Genomic DNA, 25053 nt, shown 5'->3' on the forward strand with positions numbered 1-25053 from the left:
ATGAGAGACTACGAAATTTCAAAAAATGCAAAATTGATGAAGATTGACAAAATTGCAAGTAACTTTGATGTTCCTTTGGATTCCTTAATGCTTTATGGAGATTATGTCGCTAAAATTGATCATAGGTTGTTGAAATCGATTGATAGAATACAAGGTAAGCTTGTCCTTGTAACTGGCATGACTCCCACCCCTCATGGAGAAGGCAAGACTACTACTACGATTGGTTTAACGGATGCAGTAAATCTTTTAGGATATAAAGCAATAGGTGTTTTAAGGCAACCATCTTTAGGCCCTATTTTTGGTGTTAAGGGTGGTGCAACAGGTGGAGGATATGCGCAAGTTGTCCCAATGGAAGAAATTAACTTTCTCTTCACTGGCGATTTTCCTGCAGTAGAATACGCAAATAATCTCCTAAGTGCAATGATTGATAATAGTATTTATCAAGGGAATCCTCTTGGTATTGATCCGAGGAGAATCAAATTCAAAAGAGTTATGGATATGAATGATAGAGCTCTAAGGCACATAGTAGTTGGACTTGGTGGAATTGAGGGTGGAATTCCTCGGGAAGATGGTTTTAACATTACCGTTGCTTCAGAAGTTATGGCAATTTTAGGAATCTCAAGTGATCTTAATGATCTTAAAGAAAGGCTTTCAAGAATTTATGTAGGAATGACTTACGATAGATCCCCTGTTTTCGCAAAGGACTTGAAAGCAGAAGGAGCAATGGCTGTAATCTTGCGGAATGCTATAAACCCCAATTTAGTCCAAACCCTTGAAAATAACCCCGTTTTTATCCATACGGGTCCTTTTGCAAATATTGCACATGGGAGTGCCTCAGTTATTTCAATAAAACTTGCATTACAATTTGCAGATTATGTGTTTGTGGAAGGCGGTTTTGCAACTGATCTTGGCGGAGAGAAGTTCTTAGATATAGTTTCAAGAGTTGGTGGATTTAAAGTTTCTGCAGCTGTAATTGTTGCATCGATTAGAGCTTTGAAATATCACGGTGGACAAAAAGATGAGAATGTCGAAGATGTAGAGGCGGTTAAGAGAGGTTTTGCAAATCTAGAGAAGCATATCGAAAATATGAAAACTTTTGGTGTTCCGGTTGTGGTTGCACTGAACAAATTCCCAACTGATACAGAAAAGGAGATTGAAGTAATTTCAAATCTACTTTCAAAGGAAGGTGTTCCTTTTGCACTATCGGATGTTTATGAGAGAGGCGGTGTTGGTGGTGAAGCACTTGCTAAGGCAGTTGTTGAGAATGCAAAAGAGGTAATTCCGTCTTTCTTGTATGAACTTAATGAACCTGTGAAGGCAAAGATATATAAAATTGCAACAAAAATGTATGGAGCAAAGGATGTTGTTTATAGCGATGAAGCTGAGACAAATCTTAAAGAAATAGAAAAGCTTTCTATGGATAATGCCTTTGTATGTATGGCAAAAACACAGAGTTCTTTATCCGATAATCCCAAACTTCTTGGTAGACCAGAAAATTTTGTTGTAACTGTTAAAGAGGTGCGTGCTTTGAGGGGTGCAAACTTCATAGTGCCAATCCTTGGCAAAATTAACACAATGCCAGGGCTTCCAAAAGAACCACTTGCAACAAAACTTAATATTGATGAAAACGGATATATACAAGGGTTTTAATGCATATTGAGAGTATCGAGATTTTTGGATTTAAAACATTTGTTAATAATACCAAATTTATCCTTGGAAGGGGACTCACTTGTATTGTTGGTCCTAATGGCTCTGGAAAGAGCAACATTGTTGATGCAATAAGGTTTCTTTTTGGTGAGAATAGACTCTCACTTTTGCGCGCAAGTGAGTCCTCTGATCTAATATTTGCTGGCTCCGTAAGTAAAGAGCCCATGAATGTAGCCTCAGTTAAAATTATAATCAATAACGAAGATAAATTACTTCCTCTTAAAACGCCAAGGATCATCATAGAAAGGCGAATTATTAGAGGCAAAGAAACTAAATACATTGTTAATGGTAATGATTCTAGCCTCCAAAGTGTTCAGGAGATATTTAAGTCTTCAAATATATTTGGACTTACACATGCAATTGTTGGACAGGGTCGAATTGAAGAAATTCTTCTTGCAAAACCAGAGGAAAAGAAAAGTATGATTGACCGAGTCGCGGGGATTACAGACCTAAGGAAGCGTAAAGAGGAAGCAAAAAAGAAACTTGAAGAGACAGAAGATAACTTGGCAAAGGCTTCAGTTGTGCTCTCCTCTGTAAAAAATGAGTATGACAGAGTTCTAAGAGAAGCAAAAAAAGTCCATATTTATTATTCTCTTATGTCTGATTTGAAATCTCTTGAAGAAAAATTGTATGGGCTTAAACTCTTTAAATTAAGAAGAGAGCTTTCATCTTTAAAAATTGGGTTAAATGAAAAGAAAAAAGAGGAGACTGGTATTCAAGAAAAATTGCTTGAGGTAAAGGGTCAGTATGAAAAGCTAAGTAGCGAGCTTGAAGCTAAACTTGATGTCTTTGAAACCTATAATAAAAAAAGAGAAGACCTTACCATAAAGAAAAATAAGATCTTAAACGATATTGATTCAATTAAGAATCTAATTGAAATTAAAGAAAACGAACTTACAGAACAAAACTTAAGGAAAGAACGTCTCTTGAAGACAAAGTCCTATATATATTCTGACATCGAAAACAATAAGAAAAATCTTGAAAAGTTGAAGGAAGAGCTTCTACAAGTTGAAAACGAAGAAAATATTCTAAAGTCACAGTTTACAATAAAGAAAAACCAAAGGGATGCCCTTGAAGAAGAATACAACAGGTTTAACGAGGAAATTGAACAAAGAGAATCAGAGCGCATTCAAATAGAAAGAAAAATAAGCGCCTATGAAAAAGAATTAGAAATTATTAAGAGGAGATCTTTTGAACTTGAGCAAAAAATTGCTCCATTAAAAAACTTAATACCTGCAGATATAAGCAAGATTAATTTGGAACTTGAAGAGGTAAATAAGGTAATAGAAGAAAAGAAAAAGGTGATAGTTGATAAAGAAAAAGAGATTGCAGTGCTTGAGTTTAGAATTAAAACTCTCAAAAATATTCTCGATAGTGCAACAATTCCCTCGTTCAAAAATGGTACACTTGGACAAATTCTTGGCATTAATAAAAACCTTTTTGGTTTGAAGGATTATTTTGAAGGTGTTGTAGTTGAATCGGTTGAAGATATTAGAAAAGAAAATGCGAAAAGATTTTTTATAGATGTTCCTCTCGGAGATCTAAGTGATGCTCAGTGGGGACTTAAGCCAATAGGCGAAGTTATAGGAATTGATAGCAAATTTCTTTTGGGAATTTATTACACAGAAACACTTGAGGAAGCGATTGAAAAATTTAAGGCGTTATACAAAAAAATTTTTATACGAAAAATTGTTACAGGCGATGGGTATGTTGTCCTTTCGCCATTTGAGGTAGAAAAAAGCTCAGGAATAAATATCGAGGAAGAGCATCAGTATAATGCACTCTTAACAGAGCTACAGTCACTTAAAGTTATTGTTCAAAATGAAAAGAACGATTTGAATATCCTTGATAACAGGAGAAGAAATTTACTAAACGAGTTAAATTTGGCAAAAGATACAGAAAGAAAAATTCTTGAAAGAGAAAAGCTTGAAGACGAATTAAAAAATAACAAAATAGAAATTGAGAAATTCGAAAAGTTATTGACGGACCTTAAGAATGAACGTGCAGAAAAGTTAAAATTCAAAGCCTCATTCGACTTCTCAAAGCTATCAAGTCTAAGAAGCGAAACTGACAAATTAAAAGATGAAATATCGAAGTTGTCAATTAAGAAGCGCGAGATAGAGCTTAAAATTCAAAATCTTGAAAATGAAAATAATGATTTAAGTAAAAGAATTGAAAGTATAGACAGGGATCTTATAGAAATTGATAAAAGATACGAAAAAATTCTAAAAGAGATCGAAGAAAAGAAAAATGCTTTAAATAATGAAATTGCACTCTTAAACGAATCTGAATTAGAACTTCTTTCAGTTTCAAAGGAAATCGAAAAAATAAAAGATGAGTTGAATTTGAAAAAAGTTGAGGAAGGAAATTTAAGAGTAATGCTTGAAAAATTGAATGATGAGAAAGAATCAATCCATGGGGTCATAGAAAAGATTGAACTAAACATTGCAAGAATTGAAGTAGGTATTGGAAGCATCATAAATGAATTAGAAGAAAAAGGTCTTAAGGAAGTGCCCGTAAGTAACGAGTTATCAGAAGAGAGCCTGAAGAAAGAAATTGAGAGACTTAAAAGTGAAATTGAAAACCTTAAACCTCTTGATTTTACTTCCGTTGACAAAGAAGGAGAATTGAAGGCGAATTATGAGGAGAAGAAAGTTGTTTTTGATGATATAGCAAATGCAAAGAAAGAACTTGAAAAGTACATAAATGAGCTTGAGCACACCATAAAGGAAAAATTTGAAGAGACATTTAATGCTCTGAATAAGCATTTTGAAAGAATATTTCTTGAAATCTTTGGAGAAGGAGAAGCAAAGATAGAAAAAATCTTAGATGAATTTTCTGAGGTTAAGGGAGTTGAGATAAGCGTAAGACTTCCATTTAAGAAAAAACAACCACTAAGCGTTTTGTCGGGTGGTGAGAAATCTTTGGTTGCACTTGCCTTTCTTTTTGCTATATTTGAAGTAAACCCCTCACCTTTTTATGTTTTGGACGAAGTGGATGCTGCTCTTGATGATGAAAATGTCTACAAATTTGGAAAACTCCTTGAAAGTATGTCAAAAAAATCTCAACTTATCGTAATTACACACAACAAGCAGACAATGGAAAAAGCCGATATACTTTACGGTATTACAATGGAAGAAGCAGGTGTTTCAAAAGTAGTTTCCCTTAAATTTGCATAAGTAGTATAATTTCTGTGAGGAGATGAAAAAATGGAAAATTACGACGAACTTTTGAATTCAATTTTGTCATTAAAAGAAGAGTTAAAGAATACAAAGTCTTCTTACGAGAGACTGCGTATTTTTATGAATTTGGGATTGACATATTTATTACTTTCTGACCTTGGTGATGAGCGTGAGAATATAGTAAGCGCCCTACTTAACTTTGATGAGGCTGAGAAAATTGCAAAAACCGTTGAAAATAAAGAGGACCTTGCGGAAATTGAATCTAACAAGGGATTTGTCTTTTATAAACTTGCTCACATTGAGGATCCTCTTTATAATCTTGAAACAGCAGCAAAGCACTATCTTAATGCAGTTGAGCTTCTAAAGGATACAGACCATAAATCTAAACTTGTAAGGGTTTATTATAATCTTGCAAATACATATCTTTTAGGAAAGGAAATTGAATCCATAAAAGAGGCTCTTAAGTATTTTGAGGAAGCGCTAAAACTAAAGGATGAGGCAGAGGATAATAAGATTATAGGGCTCATTTACCATGGCATTGGTGTGTCAAACTTTATTTTGGGAAAATTTGAAAGGGATCTTGAGAAAAAGGAAGAGTTTCTTAAGAAAGCGATAGAAGCCTTTAGAGAAAGTCTTAACTACTTCGAAAGTGACGATCTCCTTGATATTGCATCAACCCGTTCGCACATTGCATCGTCTCTTTTGGAACTTGCCCTTTTAAAGGAAGATAAAGATTTTTATGAAGAAGCACTTGAACACTACAAATATGTCCTTGATATCTACAAAGATAAAGATCCCCAAGATTATGCGACAACACTTTTTAATATTGGCACTCTTTACCTTAACGAGTCAAGACTTAAAGATATTGACGAAAAAACAAAGATAGAACTACTTGAGAATGCACTGGGTTATTTTGAAGAGGCGCTGAATTACTTCCCTAAGGATACTCACAAGGAGAGTTTCATAAGAATACATTACGAAATTTCAGTGTGTTTAAGGGAACTTTTCTTTCTTAAAAATGACCCACAACTTATTTCTGAAGTGAGAGATCATATTGAAGAAATTATTAGCGATATTGACAAAACGAAAAATCCTTATACTTATCTTACATCCCAATTCTTCCTTGGGGAGGCATACTTTTATCTCGGAGACAAGGACAAAGCGCTTTTGCACTACGAAGAGTCACTTCGGGTTTCCGAGAACTTTGATAATGAGTTAGCACAAAGTATAGCAAGTGTCGTCGAAAAAATAAAGAGCCTATGATTGATGAGGTCCTTGCGGTTTTAAAAAATGCTAAAAGTATTTCAGTTTTGACAGGTGCAGGTATATCGGTTAATGCAGGAATCCCCGATTTTAGAGGAGAAACAGGCATTTATACGAAGGGACTTTATAGTGAAAATGTATTTGACATATATTACTTTCTCCATGATCCAAAGCCTTTTTACGATTTTGCAAGAGAAATGTATCCAGTTTTTGAAAAAGCAGAGCCAACATTTACTCACAAATTTCTTGCTAACCTTGAGAGCCAATGTCCTGTTTGCATTGTTACTCAAAATATTGATTTTTTACACGAGAAAGCCGGATCTAAAAATGTGATCCATTTGCACGGAAGTGTAGAGAAATCTCACTGTTTAAATTGTCGAAAAGAGTATTCTTTTGATCGAATGAAAGAATTAATAAAGAAGAATGTTGTGCCTCATTGTGAATCATGTGGTGGAATAATTAAACCTGATGTTGTATTTTTTGGCGAGCCAGTAATTGATTTTGATAAGGCTTCAAGTTGTGTTTCTGATTCTTACGTTTTCTTGGCGCTTGGTACATCTTTAGAAGTTTATCCTGCAAATACCCTTGTTCAATTTGCAAGAGGTTCTAAAATTCTTGTAAATAAAACAAAAACTTCAATGGATTATATATTTGATTTTGTAATTCATGAAGAACTTGATACATTCTTCAAAGAATTGCAAAATAAAGGAGGGTTAATATGAGCAAGATTCTTTATTTAGGACATGCAACAGTTATGATAATTAACGATTTTGGGAACATCGTTATTGATCCATTTTTTACAGGTAATCCCTTAAATCCAATGAAAGTTGAAGAGTGCAACACAAAATATATTCTTGTAACACATGGACATTCGGATCACCTTGGGGATACTATTCAAATTGCAAAGAATAATGACGCAACTGTTATAGCAATTTATGAAGTTGCACATTATCTTGGGAAGGAAGGTGTTAAAAATCTTGTCTTGATGAATATAGGTGGGACTGTTTATTTTGATAAATTTTCGGTAAAAATGGTTCAGGCAATTCATACCTCTTCCATTAATGCAAATGGAAATTTGATATACGGAGGGGTCTCTGTAGGGTATGTTATAAAACTGGATGACTTGACGATTTATCATGCAGGCGATACGGCACTCTTTTCTGATATGAGCATTATAGGATCCCAATTTTCTATTGATATTGCATTTTTACCTGTTGGTGGTTATTTTACAATGGATGCAAACGATGCCCTTATGGCAGTAAAGATGATTCATCCCAAGTATGTTGTCCCTATGCATTATAATACCTGGGATATAATTTCTGTTGATATCGAAAGATTTAAGGAAATGGTTGATAAAGAAACTCGTTCAACATGCCTTATTTTGAAACCGGGGGAAGCATTTTAATGGAACAAAAGAGGAGAATAGGATATCTAATTAATGGAGGTGATAAGAATGAAGAAAATTTTAATTGCTTTATTGGTGATGTTTATGACTTTTACAAGTGTAGCTAATGGAAAATCTGCAAATCTGCCTCTTGTAGGTAAGGTTGTGACTGATAGAAATGAGTATGCCTTGAATGAGACAGTGAGATTTCTTTTTACCGTAACGAATACTTCTGATTCGCCTATTACTCTGAAATTCAATACTTCGCAGATTTACGACTTTGTTATCATGAAGGGCAACGCGATTATCTTTAAATGGGGAATTGCAAGAATGTTTGCTCAAGTTATAACTGAGGTTAACATTCCTGCGAATGGTACAAAGGCGTTTTCAGTATCCTGGGATATGGTTGATTCAAAAGGCAAAAAGGTTGATACAGGGACATATACTGTAAAATTTTATCTTGTCAATAACTATGGAGTTGAGGCAACAACCAATTTCACGATTGGAACTCCAAGTTTTACGCCTGTTTTCTCAGACGTAAACGATTACTATGTTTCAAAATATCTAAAGGTGCTTGTTGATAAAGGAATTGTAAAAGGGTATCCCGATAACACATTCAGGAGCGATAATAACCTTACAAGAGCCGAGGCAACAGTCCTTATTTTAAGAGCACTTGGAATTACACCTAAAGACTATTCAACTTCATCTTTCTCTGATGTAAGCGTTACGTATTGGGCTCATAATTATATTGAAGAAGGTGTTAAGAGGGGGATAATTAAAGGAATTTCCTCTAACCAATTTGCTCCAACTCGTGTAATCTCAAGAGGGGAATTTGTTACACTTCTTATGAGAGCACTCTCACTAGCAAAGCCTGATGCGGTGTCTCCTTTCTCTGATGTTCCTTATACGTATTTTGGCTATAAAGAGATTGGAACTGCCTTTGATTTGAATATAATACAGGGGTCTGTTTCCGATATGCAACTTATGTTTTATCCAAACGACCCTATAAAAAGAAAGGATGCAGTCCTTATTCTTGCAAGAGCGATGGATGTGAAAAAATAGTTGAAGGAGGTTGAATGTGTTTATTGCAAGTGAAAAAGAGATAAAAGAAGGTTTAACAACTGATGTTTATTTTACAAGAACCGAAGAAATTTTAAAAAAGAAAGGTATTAATAACAATGTTGTTGCTGATTTTACTGTGCAGGGACTTAAATATCCTTGGGGTGTATTTGTAGGACTTCCTGAGGTAATAGAAGTTCTTGAAGGGAAAAATGTTAGCCTATATGCACTTCCTGAGGGAAGCATTTTTACGGCAAGGGATGTAAGAGGATATCCTGTGCCTGTAATGGTTATAGAGGGGCCGTATCTTGAATTTGCTCGATTTGAAACTCCAATCCTTGGTTTTATTTGTGAAGCATCTGGAATTGCAACAAAGGCTGCAAGGCTTCGAAAAATAGCAAAAGACAAATCTCTTCTTTCGTTTGGAATTAGGAGAATGCATCCTGCGATTGCACCAATGATTGATAGATCAGCATACATTGGCGGTTGTGATGCGGTTTCAAGTTTGATTGGTGCAAGTACAATAGGAAAACCTCCAACGGGTACGATTCCGCATGCGCTAATTATAAATATGGGAGGAATTGTTGAAGCAGTAAAGGCATTTGATGAAATTATAGATCCGTCAGTCCCAAGGCTTGCACTTGTTGATACGTTCCAAGACGAAAAATTTGAGTCTATTCTTGCAGCGCAAACAATAGGAAAGCATCTTTACGGTGTAAGACTGGACACGCCAGGATCACGCCGCGGAAATATCGTTGATATTGCAAGAGAAGTCCGTTGGGAACTTGACCTACGTGGTTTTGATCATGTAAAAATCCTTGTCTCTGGTGGACTTGATGAAGAAACTGTACAACAACTTGTAGAATCCGGTGTTGTGGATGGTTTTGGAGTGGGGACTTCTATTTCTAACGCTGATACAATAGATTTTGCAATGGATATTGTTGAAGTAAACGGCACATCAATTGCAAAAAGAGGAAAATATTCTGGAAGAAAAAAGGTTTATAAAAGATTTGAAAATGGCAAAGTTATTTACGAGGTAAAGAAAAACGACGAAACGGGGATTGGCACTGAGGCGCTTGTTCCCATAATTCTCAACGGAAAAGTGGTTTATGAGAATAAGACGCCTGAAGAGATTAGGAATTTTGTCTTAGAACAACTTGCACAAATAGAAGAGATTTAGATGGAATTAGAACCGCTTCCCGTAAGGGTAAGACCTAAAACACTTGAGGAATTTGTAGGGCAGGAGCACCTTGTTAAACCGGGTGCTCCCCTTTTTAATATGTTCAAGAGTGGTAAACTTTCCTCCTTTATAATATGGGGACCACCTGGCTCTGGAAAGACAACCATTGCACAGATTTTAACACAGGGAAGAAAGACCATAACAATCTCAGCAACAACTGAGCACATTAAAGATGTTAAAAAACTTCTAAAGGACCTTACCAAAGAAAACCTTTTTGTGAAAGAAACACCTGTTGTTATTGTTGATGAAATTCAGCATTTTAATCGAAAAGAACAGGATGCCTTTCTAACGTTCATAGAACAGGGAAAGATTATACTCATTGCACTTACTACTGAAAATCCGTCATTTTATGTCAATAATGCTTTACTTTCGAGGCTTTCTGTATTTGTTTTTAATAAGCTCACGGATGCTGAAATAAAGAAGATTATTGAAAATGCAATTAATAAAGACGAAGTTCTAAAAGGTTTGAAATTTGAAGAAGGAGTATCTGATTTTATTGCAAAAGTTTCAGATGGAGATGCAAGGAAGGCTCTTAACATCCTTGAAAATGTTTCAAAGAATGCGAAAGACGGAGTTGTGACTCTCAAAATAGCACAAGAGTATTCAGTAGTAACTCTTTCTTATGGAAAAGAAGCTCATTACGATCTCATCTCGGCATTCATAAAAAGTATGCGAGGAAGTGATCCGGATGCAGCGCTATATTACATGTATAGAATGATTGAAGCAGGAGAAGATCCTCTTTATATCGCAAGAAGAATGATTCGATTTGCATCTGAAGATATTGGTTTAAAAGACCCCATGGCACTAATGATTGCAGTGTCTGCCTTTCAGGGATTTGATGTAATTGGTCCGCCTGAAGGCTATTTATTGCTTGCTGAAGCCTGTGCGTATCTATCAAAAGCGCCAAAAGATAATAGTCTTTACCTTGCGGAGATTGAGATTATGGAAACGATAAAGAAAACTGGTTCATTAGAAGTTCCATTGAAGTTAAGGAATCCTGTTACTAAATTAATGGAAGAACTTGGCTATGGAAAAGATTATAAATATCCACACGACTATCCTCGCCATAAAGTTGAAGGCGAGGACTACTTACCTCAGGAACTTAAGGGAAAGAAATTTTTGAAAGATAGTTAGATTTTTTATTGCAAATTTTTTGATTCGTATTATAATTTTTTAACCGCAAAAATTGCGGAATTTTTTACGGAGGTATTTTAGAAGTGGAAAAATTGACAGGAAGAGTTAAGTGGTTTAACTCTCAGAAGGGTTTTGGGTTTATTGTCCCAGACAATGGTGGTAAGGATCTTTTTGTGCATTTCTCAGCAATTCAGTCAAGTGGTTACAAGACGTTAAAGGAAGGTCAAAAGGTAGAGTTTGAGATTGAGAAAACAGAGAAAGGCGATAAGGCAGTAAATGTTAAAGTAGTTGGCTAAGAGAGTAATCTAAACACTTTTAATGCCCCGCTCAAGCGGGGCTAATATTTTTTATTTTGTAAAATCTGTTTAATCAATATAATTTAAATCGTGAAAACGCTTATTATTGCAGAAAAGCCAACAGTTGCAAGAGATATTGCAAAAGCGCTTGGAAAATTTAAGGATGAAAAAGAATATCTTGAAAACGAAAGATATGTAATTTCATGGTCCTTGGGACACATTTGTGAACTATACGAGCCAGAAGACTACAACAAAAAACTTAGTTATTGGACTTTACAAGATCTTCCAATTATTCCTGAGGAATTCAAATTCAAGCCCAAGAAAGATACCAAAGATAGATTTAATGTTCTTAAAAAACTCATTCAAAGAAAAGATATTGATACCATCGTAAATGCATGTGATGCAGGAAGAGAAGGAGAACTCATTTTTAGAGAAATTTTACTCTTGGTGAATCCTAAAGGTAAAAATCTTAAAAGATTGTGGCTTTCTTCAATGACAAAAGAAGAGATTACAAAAGAGTTCAAAAATCTGAGAGATGCAAGCGAATTTGATAATCTTGGGAAAGCTTCATTTGCAAGAGAAGAAGCAGATTGGCTTGTTGGAATAAATGCAACAAGGGCATTTACAAGAAGATGGGGAGATCTGTTGTCTTTAGGAAGAGTTCAAACTCCCACATTGAATATCATTGTCGCAAGAGAAAAAGAAATAAAAAGTTTTGTAAGTGAAAAATACTTCGAATTAGAAGCTGAATTCGATAAAGATAATTTTATTTATAGCGGGACTTATATAAAAGACAACGAGACAAAGTTTAAGAAAAGAGAGATTTTAGAGAATATCCTAAAAAATGTGAAAGGAAAAAATGGAATAATTGAGAGCGTTGAGGAAAATGTTATAAAAACACCTCCACCACTGCTCTATGACTTAACTGAACTTCAAAGAGATGCAAACAAAACTTTTGGATTTTCTGCACAGAGAACCCTTGATATTGCCCAAAATCTTTACGAAAAGCGAAAACTTATCACTTATCCGAGGACTGATTCACGATATTTGCCGAGTACTTTAAAGACATACATTCCGCAAATAATAAAGGCAATTAAATTTGAGCCATACGACTTGTTTGCGAAAGAGATCCTTCAAATAGGGATAAATTTTACGGCTAGAATTATTAACGATAAAGGAGTAACAGACCACTACGCAATTATTCCGACAGGAGATTTCTCAAATTTAAAAGATTTAACTAAGGATGAAGAAAAGATTTTTGATTTAATTATAAGAAGATTCCTTTCAGTTTTTTATCCTTATTCAGAAACCAAAAAGATAAATCTTACAACTAAAGTTATGGATAATCATTTTGTATCATCGCTTAATTTCCTTATAGAACCCGGCTTCCAAAAGGTTTATGGGAAAGAAAAAGAAGAATATCCAACTTTCATAAAAGATGATATTGTCCTTGTGAGAGATTTGAAAATACTTGAGAAAGAAACACAACCACCTTCACGATTTACTGATGCAACACTTTTGTCTGCGATGGAAAATGCGGGTCGTTTTGTTGAAGAAGACGAATTGAAAGAGGCACTTAAAGAAAAAGGTATTGGTACACCTGCAACAAGAGCACAAATTATAGAAAGACTTATTGAGGTTGGGTATGTTGAAAGAGTTGGAAAATTGCTTATGCCAACAGAGAAAGGAATGAGGCTCATTGAACTTGTTTCACATGTGAAAGTTGAAGAACTCCTTTCTCCTGCTCTCACTGGGGAGTGGGAATACAAACTATTAAGAATAGAAAAGGGCAAATACGATGTTGATAAGTTTATGGAGGGGATAAAAGGACTAACCACTAAAATCGTTCTAAAAGTAAAAACATATAGTGGTGATTATCATATAAAGACAGGCTCGAAAGAACCTGTTGGTGTTTGTCCTAAATGCGGTGGTCAAGTTTATGAAACTCCAAAAGGTTTTACCTGTGAGAACGTAGAAAAAGGAACTTGTGATTTTGTAATATGGAAAAAATTAAAAAATAAAACAATTACAAGAGATATGGCAAGGGAGCTACTTAATGGTAATCGGGTTAAACTAAAAAGGATACTTTCAAATGGGAAAAAATATTTTGATGCAGAAATTCAACTTGTTGATAATAAAGTTTCATTTATATTCGAAAAGCCAAAGGAAGAAACCATTACAAATAGTGAACCTCTTGGTACCTGTCCTAAATGTGGTAGTCAAGTTTATGAGAAAGAGACAGTCTATGCCTGTGAAAACTACCCAGGAAAGTGTACCTTTAGAATAAAGAAGGTGATGGGAGGAAGGGAAATCAAACGAGACGAGGTTAAGAAACTTCTAAAAGATCATAAAACAGAACTCATTTCAGATTTTATTTCGGTAAAAGGAAAAAACTTTAAAGCATATCTTGTTTTAGAAGACGGAAGCGTAAAATTTGAATTTGAGAATAAAAATGCAAAAAATCGTTCTTATAGGCGGAAGCAAAAGTAATGTCGGGAAGACTACACTTGCGCGAATAATTCTAAAATTATTTCCGAAAACTTTTGTTGCTATTAAAATTACAAATAATCTAATCCATGGACTAGGGATTACTAAGGAGACATTTAAGACCGCACCTTTTGGAAAAGACACATATTTTCTCCTTGAAAATGCAAAGCATGTATTTTGGGCAAAGGGTGACTTTGAGTATATAAATATTCATATTAAAGAGCTTATTGAAACTTTAGATGACCCTGTAATTGTTGAAGGAAATATTTTTTATAGGATAATGAAGCCAAGTCTATTTCTTTTTGTTGGAAAAGATGGAGTATCCATAAAGGAAGAGGCAAAAAAACTTGTAGAAGTGGCTGATTTTGTAATTGTAAACGGGGATTTCGCATTTAATATCGTAGGCAATAAAGTTTTTGTAAATTTACAAAAGAATTTATATTCGCTTGAAACCGATTTTAAAGAATTCTTAACAAGTTCAATTTCAAAACTCTAAGATCACAAGACTCTTGACAAAAACCCAATTTGTGTTATTATTTTAAACCATGAACAATATAAGTTTTTTAGTTTTTTTAATTATAGCTGGTGTTTTCCAGATATTAATGGGAGCAAACGATGGCGGAGTTTTGCTTGGATCTATTATTTCTTCAAATTTCATACATCCTCTTTTTGGAGTAATATTACTATTTTTGTCTTTGACTATTGCTCCACTTATCTTTGGAACCGAAGTTGTAAAAACTCTTGGTACTAAGATAATTCCAATGCAATTCATAACTCTTCCTATGTTGTATGGTGCTATTATTGCGACAATGATTTGGGTTGTAGTTGCCCAAAAAATTAAATATCCTGTTAGTATTTCTTACACATTTGTTGGTGCACTTGTGGGAAGTGCTATTGCAAGTAAAGTGCACACACAAATTAATACATTTGAAATTATAAAAGTTTTCGGAGGACTTGTTGCCTCTATATTTATAGGTTTAATTGTTTCTTTTGTATTAACGAAGATTTTTAATTTTATTTTGCGTACGTTAAGCCCAAAGGTTTCACCTTTTTTTAAAATCCTCCAAGTTATATCGTCCATTTTTCTTGTTATGGGTTATGGAGCAAACGATGCAGAAAAGACATTGAGTTTGGTTTATACGGCAAGTATAATTTCACATGTTAATTTTGCCGTTAATCCCAAGAATGTTTTTGTTATTGGACTTCTCTCTTTTTTGTTTATTTTGGGAACACTTTTCTTTGGTGCAAATTCGCTTTTAACAGCAGGATTTAGACTTATGAAAAGTAATCCTAAGGAAACTTTTCTTGCCCAGAGTATAACCTCGGCAACTGTTCTCACGTTTGCAAAATTTGGTCTTCCTGTAAGTTCAACGGAAACCTTAAATATGTCAGTTGTTGGAATTGGCGTTGCAGAGAAGCCACATGCAGTAAAATACAATGTTGTTAGAAATCTTGTCCTGACATGGCTTGTAACAGTACCAATGTCAATTCTTATTTCATATGGAATATCGAAGATTTTTATTACAATATTAAAATAATGTGAGGTGATAAAAAATGAAAGTTTGGGATTCAATGTTTAAGAGGCCTGATGTATTTCAAAATCTCCTAAAGGAGCAGGCAAAAAAAACTGTAGAAGGAGTTAATACTTTAAACGAGTTTATGGGAATAAACGAAGATGTTGTAAATAAGGATGTTTTGAGACACAATCTCAAAATTCAAATAAAAAGGATTGAATCAGAAGGAGATAATTTAAGAAGAGACCTGTTAAATGAACTCAACAAGAGCCTTATAACTCCAATTGATAGGCAGGATATTTATACTCTATCAAATACAATAGATAATATCCTTGACTATGCTTATAATACAATTGAAGAAATGATAATCTATCAGCTTTATCCCAACTTCTATTTGAAGAAGATGATAGAGAAGATTTCTCGCGGTGTTAATCATATAAGCTATGCAGTGGATAACATGTTTACTGACAAGAATCTTGCAAACAGTAATGTTGTTTCTGCAAAGGTTGTAGAAAATGAAATTGAGGAAACTTACCATGAGGCACTTGCAGACCTTTTTTCTCATGATGATTTTCACTACATATTCAAAATGAGAGAAGTTTATCGTCATATAAGTAATTCTGCTGATAGAATTTCAGAAGCAGCAGACCTTATTGCTAACATACTTATAAAAGAGGTCTAAACTCTTGACAAAAAGATGAATTTTGATATAAATAGTTATGCAGAGTGGGCGGTTAGTTCAGAGGTAGAACGCTTCGTTGACACCGAAGAGGTCAGTGGTTCGATTCCACTATCGCCCACCATTTTTTATTTAGGAGGCGGGCGTGAAAATAAAGATATCAGGTAAAATTTATGAGTTCCAAGAAGGGCTTACCATAGAAGAGATTTTTAAACAAATTAACTTTGATATTTCAAAAATTGTTGCTGCAAAGGTTAATGGCGTTGAGAAAGACTTAAAGACAAAGATAAATGAAGATGTTGAAATAGAACCAATATTTATTGATACAGAAGAGGGGGAAGAAATTTTAAGACACAGCACTTCTCATATCCTTGCACAAGCGGTAATGCATCTATTCCCAAATGCAAAATATACCATTGGACCTGCAATTGAGAAGGGATTCTATTATGATTTTGACCTCGAAAATCCACTTACGGAAGAGGATCTAACAAAAATCGAAGAAGAGATGAAAAGGATTATTGATGAAAAGATACCCTTTGAGCGCCTTGAACTTCCTAAAGAAAAGGCAATAGAACTTTTTGTAAAATTAAATCAACCATACAAAATAGAAATTATTGAAGAAGTTAAGGAAGATACTGTTTCAATATATAGACAAGGAGATTTCACGGATCTTTGTAGAGGCCCTCACATTCCTGATACCTCTTACGCAAAACACTTTAAATTACTAAATGTCGCAGGTGCCTATTGGAGGGGCGATGAAAAGAATAAAATGCTTCAGCGTGTTTACGGTACTGCATTTGCAACAGAAGAGCGCCTAAAGGAGTACTTGAATTTCCTGGAAGAAGCAAAGAAGCGTGATCACAGGAAAATTGGAAAAGAATTGGATTTGTTCAGTATTCAGGAAGAGATAGGACCAGGACTAATTCTTTGGCACCCCAAAGGGGCAACGGTACGAAAAATTATCGAGGATTTCTGGCGTGATGAACATATAAAACGTGGGTATTACTTCGTCTATACACCACATATCGCACGAGTTGAGCTTTGGAAGACATCAGGACACTGGGATTTCTACAGAGAAAATATGTTTTCTCCAATGGAAGTTGATAAAGGTTCCTATATGGTGAAGCCAATGAACTGTCCATTTCATATTGCAATTTACAAATCAAGAACGCGAAGTTATAGGGATTTACCTCTGAGATTTGCAGAGCTTGGAACTGTTTACCGATATGAGAGAGCAGGCGTTCTTCATGGTCTTTTGAGAGTAAGGGGTTTTACTCAGGATGATGCACATCTTTTTGTACAACCTGAAAAACTGGAAGAAGAAATAATAGGTGTTGTGGAATTTGCAAAATATATGATTGAGACTTTTGGATTTAAAAATTACAATGTTTACCTTTCAACTCGTCCAGAGAAATATGTCGGAAGCCTTGAAAACTGGGAATTAGCAACAAATGCGCTTAAGGTTGCACTTGATGAGTTAAAGATTCCTTATAAGATTGATCCAGGTGAAGGTGTGTTTTATGGACCTAAGATTGATATAAAGCTTGTTGATGCAATTGGACGTGAATGGCAAGGGCCAACAATCCAAGTTGACTTTAATTTACCTGAGAGGTTTGATGTAACATATATTGGGGAAGATGGAAAAGAACATAGGCCCATTATGATTCATAGAGTTGTCCTTGGCTCAATGGAAAGATTCTTCGGCACTCTCATCGAGCAGTATGCAGGGGCGTTTCCTACTTGGATTGCACCAATTCAGGTAAGAATTGTGCCTATTGCAGACAGACATCTTGAATATGCTCAATCTGTTAGGGGAAGACTGTTCCTAAATGGATTACGTGTTGAAGTTGATGAAAGATCAGAAAAAATGAATGCAAAAATTAGAGATGCTGAAACTGAAAAAATCCCTTATATTCTTATTGTGGGTGATAAAGAAGTTTCTTCAGGTAGTGTTTCCGTTAGAAAAAGACGTTCAGGTGACATTGGGATAATGAGTGTAGATGCATTCCTTGAACGCATTTTGAATGAAGTTAAGAATAGAGTTATAGATTAGTAAATTCTTTTATACTTGACTAATTTTGAAGAATTTGTATAATAGCACTTGGACAATTGAAGAAAAAGGGCAAAGCCCTACCTTAAGCGGCCGAGAGCTTGCGAAAAGGTTTTGGTTTTTAATAATTAGTAATTTGTATGTTATTCTGGTAGCCTCTCGGCTACCTATATTTATTTTATGGAGGTGAGGTATTAACAGTAAGGACGTAATCGCAAACGAAAACATCCGCCTGAAGGAAGTGCGCCTCATTGACGAAAATGGCGCTCAGGTTGGAATTATGAGCTCAAGGGATGCCTTGAACATTGCAAGAGAAAAAGGTTTAGACTTAGTGCTTATAGCACCAAATGCAAATCCACCGGTTTGCAAGATTGTAGATTTAGGCAAGTATCTCTACGAACAAACAAAGAAAGAAAAAGAAGCAAAGAAGAAACAGACAAAAATTGAAGTTAAACAGATGCGCTACAGATTGAAGATTGACACAAATGATCTTGCTATAAAAAATAAAAAAGTAAGAGAGTTCTTAGAAGATGGCAATAGAGTAAATATTGAAATATGGTTTAGGGGAAGGGAAATGGCATTTACAGATCAAGGTTATGAGCTTGCAAATAAAATAATTGATGCACTATCTGATGTTGCAGTCGTTGCAAGTCCCCCCAAAATGACTGGCAAGAATTTACTTTTTTCCCTTGAACCGAACAAAGAAGTTTTAAAGAAATTAAGGGAAAGGAGAGAAGCACATGAAAAACAAAATCAGGTCAAGCAGATCAGCAATGAAGAGGTTTAGAGTTACAGGAAGTGGTAAACTTGTTGCTTATGGTGCAAACCATAGCCACCATCTTGAAAAGAAATCTTCAAGAAGAAAAAAGAGACTCAACAGTTTGCATGTAATCTCTAAGACTGATGTAAAGAACATTTTAGGTGTTGCTCCTTATTTAAAGTAACAAAAATTTTTGAAAGGAAGTGATATTATGAGAGTTAAGGCAGGAGTTGTTACAAGAAGAAAACATAAAAAGATTCTAAAATTAGCAGAAGGTTATAGAGGGGCTGCTTCACGTAGATTTAAGGTCGCAAATGAGGCAGTAATGCATGCCCTTAAGTATGCCTACATTCATAGAAGAGAGAAGAAGAGAGAATTTAGAAAACTTTGGATTGCAAGAATTAACGCACTTGCAAGAGAATATGGTTTAACTTATAGCAGATTCATTAACGGATTGAAACTTGCAAGTATTGAAATTGATAGAAAGATGCTTGCAGATCTTGCTGTAAATGATGCAAAGGCTTTTGAAGAACTTGTGAATAAGGCAAAAGAGGCACTTGAGAAAAACGGGGTAAAAGCATAAAATTTAAACCTTCAATCAACTTTTAGAGGGGAGCAAACGCTCCCCTAATTTTATTTACTTTTCAGTAAAAATTCTTCGGCTTTTTAATGCCTTTGCTATGAAAAATGTTACTACTGTATCAAGCAGCCCCTTTATAAGGTTAAAAGGAACATTTATTGTGTAGATGTAAGAAAGTGTTTGTTCCTTTGTCCATGAAGGTAAAAACTTTGGTATTGCCCAAAGATTTGCAGGGATCATTATCAGTGCCATTGCAATCGTTCCCAAGATAAGCCCCAAAATAAGCGTTAAGTCATTTTTCTTTTTAAAGCTTACCAAACCTACAACTAACGCAAAAGTGCCTGTTGCGATAAAGTTCAAAAGGACACCAATGGGACCACCTTGTCCTGCTCCACTAACAAAAAATAGCAAATCTTTTACAAATGCAATAGCAATTCCAGCAATTGGACCAAAAAGGTATGCACCAACAAGTAAAGGAATGTCCCCTAAATCTGTTTTGAGGAAACTTGCTTGAGGAAGCAAAGGAAACTCTGTAAACCTCATTAGTACAAAACTAAGGGCTGCAAGAATTCCAGCAAAAATGATACTTCTTAAATTTTTCCAGGACATTTTAAACCTCCTTCCTTCCAGACTTTACTGTCGGCTTGGGATTTTCACCCAATCAACAACCCTTGTGGTTGCTCGTGGGCTTAAGGGGTTTACCCTATCACCACCGATCAGGAATTGTTACCCATTTGGGTAACTCACCTTGCCCTGGAGGCATCATATTTTAGTAAATTTTGTAAAAAATTCAAAATTCGTTATATTGTTTTGGTATGGATTTACTCAAAACAGTTGCTTTAAACTATCTAAGGTTTAATAAACCAAAAGAAGCAAAAATTTATTTAAAGGAATTTTTAGATAACGATTCGTTTGATTTTAATGTTGACAAATATTATATTGAGTTTGCAGAAAAAGAAATTGAAAAGGCCAAAGAATATAACGTACAACTTATCCCTTTTTATGATGAAAAGTACCCTAATGCCTTATCTCTTTTAAAAGATAAACCAATCTTACTGTATGTAAAAGGTGATTTCATTGAGTTTCCAAAAGATGCAGTTGCAATTGTTGGTTCAAGAAAATGTACAAATTATGGGAAAAGTGTTGCTTATAAAATTGCATATGACCTTGCAAGCGTAGGGGTTTCTATTGTAAGCGGGCTTGCATATGGTATTGATAGTGCTGCCCACAACGGCGCACTTGATGCAAATGGAAAAACAATTGCAATTTTGGGTAGCGGCATTGATGTAATTTATCCACGGGATCATCTTAGTTTGTCAAGGAAAATTGAGGAAAATGGTTTTATTGTTTCTGAGTTTCCTTTTGGAACAGAGCCTATGAAATACAACTTTCCTTTTAGAAATAGAATTATAAGTGCTTTGAGCCTTGGTGTTATTGTAGTTGAGGCTGAATTAAAAAGTGGTTCACTTATAACTGCGATGCATGCAATAGAGCAAGGAAAGGAGGTTTTTGCAGTACCTGGCAACATCACAAGCCCAACAAGTTTAGGAACCAATGCGCTTATAAGAGATGGTGCAATCCCTTTACTTGATGTAAATGATATTTTTGAAAATATAAAAGAATTGAACCATTTGAAATTAAGTAAACGTATCGAAGAATTTTCAGAAATAGAGCAAGCAATTCTTAATATGCTTGAAGACGGAGACACCTTTGACACCTTGAAGGAGAAAATTTCCTCAGGAGATTTTTTGATTAGTGATTCTGAAATTTTGGCTACACTTACGACACTTGAAGTGAGGGGTTATTTAAAGAAAACCTTAGGGAGGTATTTTAAGATATGAGAGTTATTGTGATTGGAGGTGGCCTTGCAGGAAGTGAGGCAGCACTTCAAATTGCAGAAAGAGGAATAGAAGTAATTCTATATGAAATGCGACCTATAAGATTAACTGAGGCACATCGCACAGGGAACTTTGCAGAACTTGTTTGTAGTAATTCTTTAGGATCGGTTGAACTTAACGATGCAAGGGGGCTTTTAAAAGAGGAAGGTTTGAGATTAGGATCAATTCTACTTCAAGTAGCGTTAAAAAATAAGGTCCCTGCGGGAAAGGCGCTTGCAGTTGACAGAGTAAAATTTTCCGAGGAAATTACAAACATTATTTTATCACACCCCAAAATTCACGTCGAAAGAGCAGAAATTACAAAAATAGACTTTGATAATGACATTGTAGTTATTGCAACGGGACCTTTAACGAGTGATGCACTATTAAGTGAGTTGCAAAAACTTTTTGGAGAAAATCTCTTCTTCTATGATGCAGTTTCCCCTGTCGTTACAAAAGAGTCGCTTGACTTATCAAAAATGTTTTTTGGTGGAAGATACGATCAATCACCTGATTACTTGAATATACCTCTTAATTATGATGACTATGAAAGATTTTATAAGGAACTTATTGAAGCAAAAACTCATACACCTCACGATTTTGACAGAATATTTTTCGAGTCGTGTCTTCCCATAGAAGAGATTGCTCGGCGTGGTTTTGATGCTTTAAGATTTGGGCCTTTAACACCAAAAGGCTTTGGGAAGGCCTTCTTTGCAGTTGTGCAATTAAGAAGGGAAGATACAGATGGAAATCTTTTTGAACTTGTAGGTTTTCAAACATCTTTAACGTATCAGGAACAAAAAAGGGTTTTTGGACTTCTTCCAGGACTTGAAAATGCTGAATTTGTAAGATACGGAAGCATTCATAAGAACTCCTATTTCAGAGCAAATAGAATTCTAAATAAAACACTTCAGACTAAAAAATTTCCAAATGTTTTTCTTGCAGGGCAAATTACAGGATCTGAAGGTTATAGTGAGGCAATTCTTACAGGACTTGTATCTGGTATAAATGTAGCAAGATTGTATAGGGGAGAAAAACCTATTGAAATACCTGATGAAACAATGATAGGAAGCCTCATTAGATTTCTTGTTGAAAATGATCTTGAAGATCCGCAACCAATGCGTGCAAACTTTGGCCTTATTCCTAAAAAATATTTTGAAATTCCCAAAAACAAAAGAAAAGAAAAATTTATAGAGGATTCAATTAAATCAATAGAACTTGTAAGAGGTATGATATGAATGAATTGACATCACTTAAGGAACTTTATAAACTTATATCACCTTGTAATCTATGTCCCCTTCGATGTAATGTTGAAAGGTTAAAGGGTGAAATTGGACTCTGCAACTCTGATATTTTTGTAAAAATATCTTCAGCAGTTTTATACAAAGGGGAAGAGCCGCCTCTATCGGGTCGTTTTGGTTCAGGAACGATTTTCTTTAGTAATTGTAATCTCAAATGTGTTTATTGTCAGAATTATAATTTTAGCCAGTTGGGTTCGGGAAAGACTGTTTCGGTAAAAGAACTTTCAAATTTAATGCTTTCGCTTGAAAAGAAAGGTGCTGCAAATATAAATTTCGTAACGGCAACGCACTATGCACCACAGGCAATGGCTGCTCTTACACTTGCGCGAGAAAAAGGTTTAAAAATTCCTACAGTTTGGAATACCATAGGCTATGAGACTGTTCAAGTTATAAAACTTCTCAACAATTTTATTGATATATATCTTCCTGATCTTCGATATGTAAATGATGAAGATGCCTTTAAATATTCAAAGGCACCAAGATATTTTGAAATTACATTAGAAGCAATAAAAGAAATGGTAAAAGCAAAGAATATCAGATTCGGAACTGATGGACTTCTCAAAGAGGGTGTTGTAGTAAGATATTTGGTATTTCCTGGTAAGCTTGATGAGCTGCGTATAGCTTTAAGACTCCTCAAGAAAGAATTCGGAGATTCTATATTTATTTCCGTTATGACTCAATATGTTCCAGTGTACAGAGCGCACGAGTTTAAGGAACTTGCAAGAAAACTTTTGAAAGAAGAGATAAATGAAGTAAAGAAAATTGTAAAAGAAGAAGGCTTAAAAAACGGTTGGATACAGTACGATTAATACTTGACAAACGCAAAATTAGGTGTATAATATGTGCTCTAAATAACTAAGAAAAGGGAGTGATTATATGAGAATAGGGTTTTTTGGTGGTGTAAGAGAAATTGGTGGAAATATAATCCTTATGGAGTCAAATGGAGTTGGTATAGTGTTTGATTTTGGGAGAAGGTTTCCCACATCTCAGGTTTTCTTTAACGATACTATTAAGGGGAGACCTGAAAAAGGATTTGAAGACTATGTTGAATTAGGAGAACTTCCACCCTTTAGGGGCTTTTATAAAAACGAATTAAGTGAAGAAAAATCTCTTCCAATTGAGATTGGTGGCCTGTTTTTTTCACATGCCCATCTTGATCATATAGGCCAAATTTGTTATTTGAGTGATTCTTTAAAAAAGTATATGACTAAGGGAAGTTTTGCAACACTAAGTTATTTTGTTGAGAAGGGTATTGTAGAGTGTATGCCTTCAAATATTGAAATAGTTGATGGAAAAACAGTTCAAATTGGTGATTTTAAAATAACTCCTTACTTTATAGATCATGATGTTCCGGGAGCTGTTGCCTATTTTGTTGAAACGCCAAAAGGATTAGTCATTTACACAGGCGATATTTACTTTAAAGGTGTTAAAAGTGAACTTTCCAATAAGTTCGTTGAATATGCAAAATCTCTTAGGCCTTATATACTTATCACAGAAGGAACTCGTATCGGTTGGAACGGTATTGTGAGCAATACCGAACCCGAACTTAAGGAACAGATTAAGGAAGTTGCGTCGGTTTTCAAGGGATTAATTATCGGTAATGTTTATGAAATTCATCTTACAAGAATTCAAACATTCTTTAATGCAGCAAGTGAACTTGGAAAGAAATTTATTATTCATGAGGATTATGCAAGCACACTTCTAAAATATGGCGAATTTGAAACGATTGCAAGTGAAATTTTAAATGCTCCTAATACTTTTGTTTATGCACCGTTTGAAAGTAAACTTAACATACCAAAGGAAAAGTTCGTTACAAAAGATGAATTAGTGTCAAATCAGGTTAATGAAATTTTACTTTTAAATTTTTCTCATATTCCAGAACTTATTGATATTAAACCCATCGAAGGCTCAGCATACATAATGTCAGGAGGAGAGCCACTTTCTTCAGTTGATCCTTTAAACACGAAGATTTTGGAAAATTGGCTTTCAAAATTTAATCTTCCTTTATTTAGGATTCACTCTCCAGGGCATGCTTCGGAAACTGAAATACTTTGGATGGCAAAGGAAATAAATCCTGAGATACTTCTTCCAATTCATACTCAAATTCCAGAGCGCTTTAAAGTAGTACATGCAAATGTGCAATTTCTTGAAAAGGGTATATTGACTGAGTTTTAATTAGTAGTATAATTTAAATACCATGGGCAAAACCCAAATTTTGAAAGGAGGTAGAGTATGAAGAAACTGATTGCAATCCTTGCAATCGTAGTAATGATTGTAACATTTGTAAGAGTAGTCCCATCAGTACAAGGAGAGACTGTAAAAACAATCGTAGTTTATGTAGGCAAGACCACAGGCACTATCGATGGAAAATCAACAACTCTTGATCAAGCACCTGTTATTGTAAACGGAAGAACTCTTGTCCCAATAAGATTTATATCAGAGGCATTTGGTTCAACAGTAGAATGGAATGGATCCACCCGTGAAGTTACAATTAAACTCCTCAACAACACAATTGTCCTTAAGATTGATTCACCAACAGC

23 protein-coding genes, 1 tRNA gene and 1 riboswitch are annotated in these 25053 nt (G+C 34.8%); of the genes, 23 read left to right on the top strand and 1 reads right to left on the bottom strand.

Going from position 1 to position 25053, the window contains the following annotated elements:
• The 18 genes from ACP5SP_RS02940 to rplT all read left to right on the top strand — a co-directional run bounded on the left by ACP5SP_RS02940 (position 1) and on the right by rplT (position 19338).
• The gene (locus ACP5SP_RS02940) at positions 1-1650 is read left to right on the top strand and encodes a formate--tetrahydrofolate ligase (RefSeq protein WP_428076016.1); all 1650 of its coding nucleotides are present in this window, start codon (positions 1-3) and stop codon (positions 1648-1650) included.
• On the top strand, positions 1650-4886 hold the full coding sequence (locus ACP5SP_RS02945; RefSeq protein WP_428076017.1) for an AAA family ATPase: 3237 nt from the start codon (positions 1650-1652) through the stop codon (positions 4884-4886). Before ACP5SP_RS02940 ends, ACP5SP_RS02945 begins: the two co-directional genes overlap by 1 nt.
• 30 nt (positions 4887-4916) lie before the next feature.
• A complete protein-coding gene (locus ACP5SP_RS02950) occupies positions 4917-6152 on the top strand; it encodes a tetratricopeptide repeat protein (protein ID WP_428076018.1) in 1236 nt (411 codons plus the stop codon).
• Positions 6149-6874, top strand: coding sequence for an SIR2 family NAD-dependent protein deacylase (locus tag ACP5SP_RS02955; protein ID WP_428076019.1), 726 nt, complete (start codon positions 6149-6151; stop codon positions 6872-6874). The genes ACP5SP_RS02950 and ACP5SP_RS02955 overlap by 4 nt, the downstream gene beginning before the upstream one ends.
• On the top strand, positions 6871-7557 hold the full coding sequence (locus tag ACP5SP_RS02960; protein ID WP_416085014.1) for a metal-dependent hydrolase: 687 nt from the start codon (positions 6871-6873) through the stop codon (positions 7555-7557). Before ACP5SP_RS02955 ends, ACP5SP_RS02960 begins: the two co-directional genes overlap by 4 nt.
• Before the next feature lie 48 nt (positions 7558-7605).
• Positions 7606-8598: an S-layer homology domain-containing protein gene (locus ACP5SP_RS02965; RefSeq protein ID WP_424586865.1), complete on the top strand. Its 993-nt coding sequence runs from the start codon at positions 7606-7608 to the stop codon at positions 8596-8598.
• Between the two features lie 16 nt (positions 8599-8614).
• A complete protein-coding gene (locus tag ACP5SP_RS02970; RefSeq protein ID WP_428076020.1) occupies positions 8615-9775 on the top strand; it encodes a nicotinate phosphoribosyltransferase in 1161 nt (386 codons plus the stop codon).
• On the top strand, positions 9776-10969 hold the full coding sequence (locus ACP5SP_RS02975; protein WP_428066836.1) for a replication-associated recombination protein A: 1194 nt from the start codon (positions 9776-9778) through the stop codon (positions 10967-10969). It begins immediately after the preceding gene.
• 83 nt (positions 10970-11052) lie between these two features.
• Positions 11053-11265, top strand: a complete 213-nt coding sequence (gene cspE / locus ACP5SP_RS02980) for a transcription antiterminator/RNA stability regulator CspE (RefSeq protein WP_416085018.1) — start codon at positions 11053-11055, stop codon at positions 11263-11265.
• Between the two features lie 90 nt (positions 11266-11355).
• A complete protein-coding gene (locus tag ACP5SP_RS02985; RefSeq protein WP_424586862.1) occupies positions 11356-13755 on the top strand; it encodes a DNA topoisomerase 3 in 2400 nt (799 codons plus the stop codon).
• Complete coding sequence (locus tag ACP5SP_RS02990) at positions 13718-14248, top strand: hypothetical protein (RefSeq protein ID WP_424586861.1); 531 nt, start codon at positions 13718-13720, stop codon at positions 14246-14248. The genes ACP5SP_RS02985 and ACP5SP_RS02990 overlap by 38 nt, the downstream gene beginning before the upstream one ends.
• Before the next feature lie 49 nt (positions 14249-14297).
• Entirely contained in the window at positions 14298-15290 is a 993-nt protein-coding gene (locus ACP5SP_RS02995) for an inorganic phosphate transporter (protein ID WP_428076021.1), read from the top strand.
• Between the two features lie 16 nt (positions 15291-15306).
• A complete protein-coding gene (locus tag ACP5SP_RS03000) occupies positions 15307-15948 on the top strand; it encodes a DUF47 domain-containing protein (protein WP_416085022.1) in 642 nt (213 codons plus the stop codon).
• Between the two features lie 46 nt (positions 15949-15994).
• Positions 15995-16069: transfer RNA gene (locus ACP5SP_RS03005), tRNA-Val, on the top strand.
• Positions 16070-16090: 21 nt separating this feature from the next.
• The gene (thrS, locus tag ACP5SP_RS03010; RefSeq protein ID WP_428066840.1) at positions 16091-17998 is read left to right on the top strand and encodes a threonine--tRNA ligase; all 1908 of its coding nucleotides are present in this window, start codon (positions 16091-16093) and stop codon (positions 17996-17998) included.
• Positions 17999-18206: 208 nt separating this feature from the next.
• On the top strand, positions 18207-18782 hold the full coding sequence (gene infC / locus ACP5SP_RS03015; RefSeq protein WP_416085033.1) for a translation initiation factor IF-3: 576 nt from the start codon (positions 18207-18209) through the stop codon (positions 18780-18782).
• Positions 18769-18939, top strand: coding sequence for a 50S ribosomal protein L35 (gene rpmI / locus ACP5SP_RS03020; RefSeq protein ID WP_172633865.1), 171 nt, complete (start codon positions 18769-18771; stop codon positions 18937-18939). The genes infC and rpmI overlap by 14 nt, the downstream gene beginning before the upstream one ends.
• Before the next feature lie 24 nt (positions 18940-18963).
• Positions 18964-19338 (top strand): 50S ribosomal protein L20, encoded by a 375-nt coding sequence (gene rplT, locus ACP5SP_RS03025; protein ID WP_416085034.1) that lies wholly within the window; start codon positions 18964-18966, stop codon positions 19336-19338.
• A 54-nt stretch (positions 19339-19392) separates the two neighbouring features.
• On the opposite strand, the gene ACP5SP_RS03030 is transcribed toward rplT, so the two are convergent.
• Complete coding sequence (locus tag ACP5SP_RS03030) at positions 19393-19944, bottom strand: ECF transporter S component (RefSeq protein WP_424587109.1); 552 nt, start codon at positions 19942-19944, stop codon at positions 19393-19395.
• 1 nt (position 19945) lies between these two features.
• A riboswitch (FMN riboswitch) is annotated at positions 19946-20100 on the bottom strand.
• Positions 20101-20150: 50 nt separating this feature from the next.
• On the opposite strand from ACP5SP_RS03030, the gene dprA reads away from it, so the two are divergent.
• The 5 genes from dprA to ACP5SP_RS03055 all read left to right on the top strand — a co-directional run.
• Positions 20151-21176 carry a DNA-processing protein DprA gene (gene dprA, locus ACP5SP_RS03035; RefSeq protein ID WP_424587110.1) on the top strand — a complete coding sequence of 342 codons (1026 nt, stop codon included), beginning with the start codon at positions 20151-20153 and terminating at the stop codon, positions 21174-21176.
• On the top strand, positions 21173-22450 hold the full coding sequence (gene trmFO / locus ACP5SP_RS03040; protein WP_424587111.1) for a methylenetetrahydrofolate--tRNA-(uracil(54)-C(5))-methyltransferase (FADH(2)-oxidizing) TrmFO: 1278 nt from the start codon (positions 21173-21175) through the stop codon (positions 22448-22450). The genes dprA and trmFO overlap by 4 nt, the downstream gene beginning before the upstream one ends.
• On the top strand, positions 22447-23322 hold the full coding sequence (locus ACP5SP_RS03045) for a radical SAM protein (protein ID WP_424587112.1): 876 nt from the start codon (positions 22447-22449) through the stop codon (positions 23320-23322). Before trmFO ends, ACP5SP_RS03045 begins: the two co-directional genes overlap by 4 nt.
• 67 nt (positions 23323-23389) lie before the next feature.
• The gene (locus tag ACP5SP_RS03050) at positions 23390-24688 is read left to right on the top strand and encodes a hypothetical protein (protein WP_428066847.1); all 1299 of its coding nucleotides are present in this window, start codon (positions 23390-23392) and stop codon (positions 24686-24688) included.
• A gap of 57 nt (positions 24689-24745) precedes the next feature.
• A partial coding sequence (locus tag ACP5SP_RS03055; protein WP_428076022.1) for a copper amine oxidase N-terminal domain-containing protein occupies positions 24746-25053 on the top strand: 308 nt, incomplete at its 3' end.

Source organism: Caldisericum sp. (assembly GCF_049967455.1).
Lineage (GTDB): Bacteria > Caldisericota > Caldisericia > Caldisericales > Caldisericaceae > Caldisericum > Caldisericum exile_A.

Coding starts and splice junctions, on each gene's coding strand:
- ACP5SP_RS02940 (WP_428076016.1), top strand. CDS start 1: ATGAGAGACTACGAAATTTCAAAAAATGCAAAATTGATGAAGATTGAC.
- ACP5SP_RS02945 (WP_428076017.1), top strand. CDS start 1,650: ATGCATATTGAGAGTATCGAGATTTTTGGATTTAAAACATTTGTTAAT.
- ACP5SP_RS02950 (WP_428076018.1), top strand. CDS start 4,917: ATGGAAAATTACGACGAACTTTTGAATTCAATTTTGTCATTAAAAGAA.
- ACP5SP_RS02955 (WP_428076019.1), top strand. CDS start 6,149: ATGATTGATGAGGTCCTTGCGGTTTTAAAAAATGCTAAAAGTATTTCA.
- ACP5SP_RS02960 (WP_416085014.1), top strand. CDS start 6,871: ATGAGCAAGATTCTTTATTTAGGACATGCAACAGTTATGATAATTAAC.
- ACP5SP_RS02965 (WP_424586865.1), top strand. CDS start 7,606: ATGAAGAAAATTTTAATTGCTTTATTGGTGATGTTTATGACTTTTACA.
- ACP5SP_RS02975 (WP_428066836.1), top strand. CDS start 9,776: ATGGAATTAGAACCGCTTCCCGTAAGGGTAAGACCTAAAACACTTGAG.
- ACP5SP_RS02990 (WP_424586861.1), top strand. CDS start 13,718: ATGCAAAAAATCGTTCTTATAGGCGGAAGCAAAAGTAATGTCGGGAAG.
- ACP5SP_RS02995 (WP_428076021.1), top strand. CDS start 14,298: ATGAACAATATAAGTTTTTTAGTTTTTTTAATTATAGCTGGTGTTTTC.
- ACP5SP_RS03000 (WP_416085022.1), top strand. CDS start 15,307: ATGAAAGTTTGGGATTCAATGTTTAAGAGGCCTGATGTATTTCAAAAT.
- rpmI (WP_172633865.1), top strand. CDS start 18,769: ATGAAGAGGTTTAGAGTTACAGGAAGTGGTAAACTTGTTGCTTATGGT.
- ACP5SP_RS03030 (WP_424587109.1), bottom strand. CDS start 19,944: ATGTCCTGGAAAAATTTAAGAAGTATCATTTTTGCTGGAATTCTTGCA.
- dprA (WP_424587110.1), top strand. CDS start 20,151: ATGGATTTACTCAAAACAGTTGCTTTAAACTATCTAAGGTTTAATAAA.
- trmFO (WP_424587111.1), top strand. CDS start 21,173: ATGAGAGTTATTGTGATTGGAGGTGGCCTTGCAGGAAGTGAGGCAGCA.
- ACP5SP_RS03045 (WP_424587112.1), top strand. CDS start 22,447: ATGAATGAATTGACATCACTTAAGGAACTTTATAAACTTATATCACCT.
- ACP5SP_RS03050 (WP_428066847.1), top strand. CDS start 23,390: ATGAGAATAGGGTTTTTTGGTGGTGTAAGAGAAATTGGTGGAAATATA.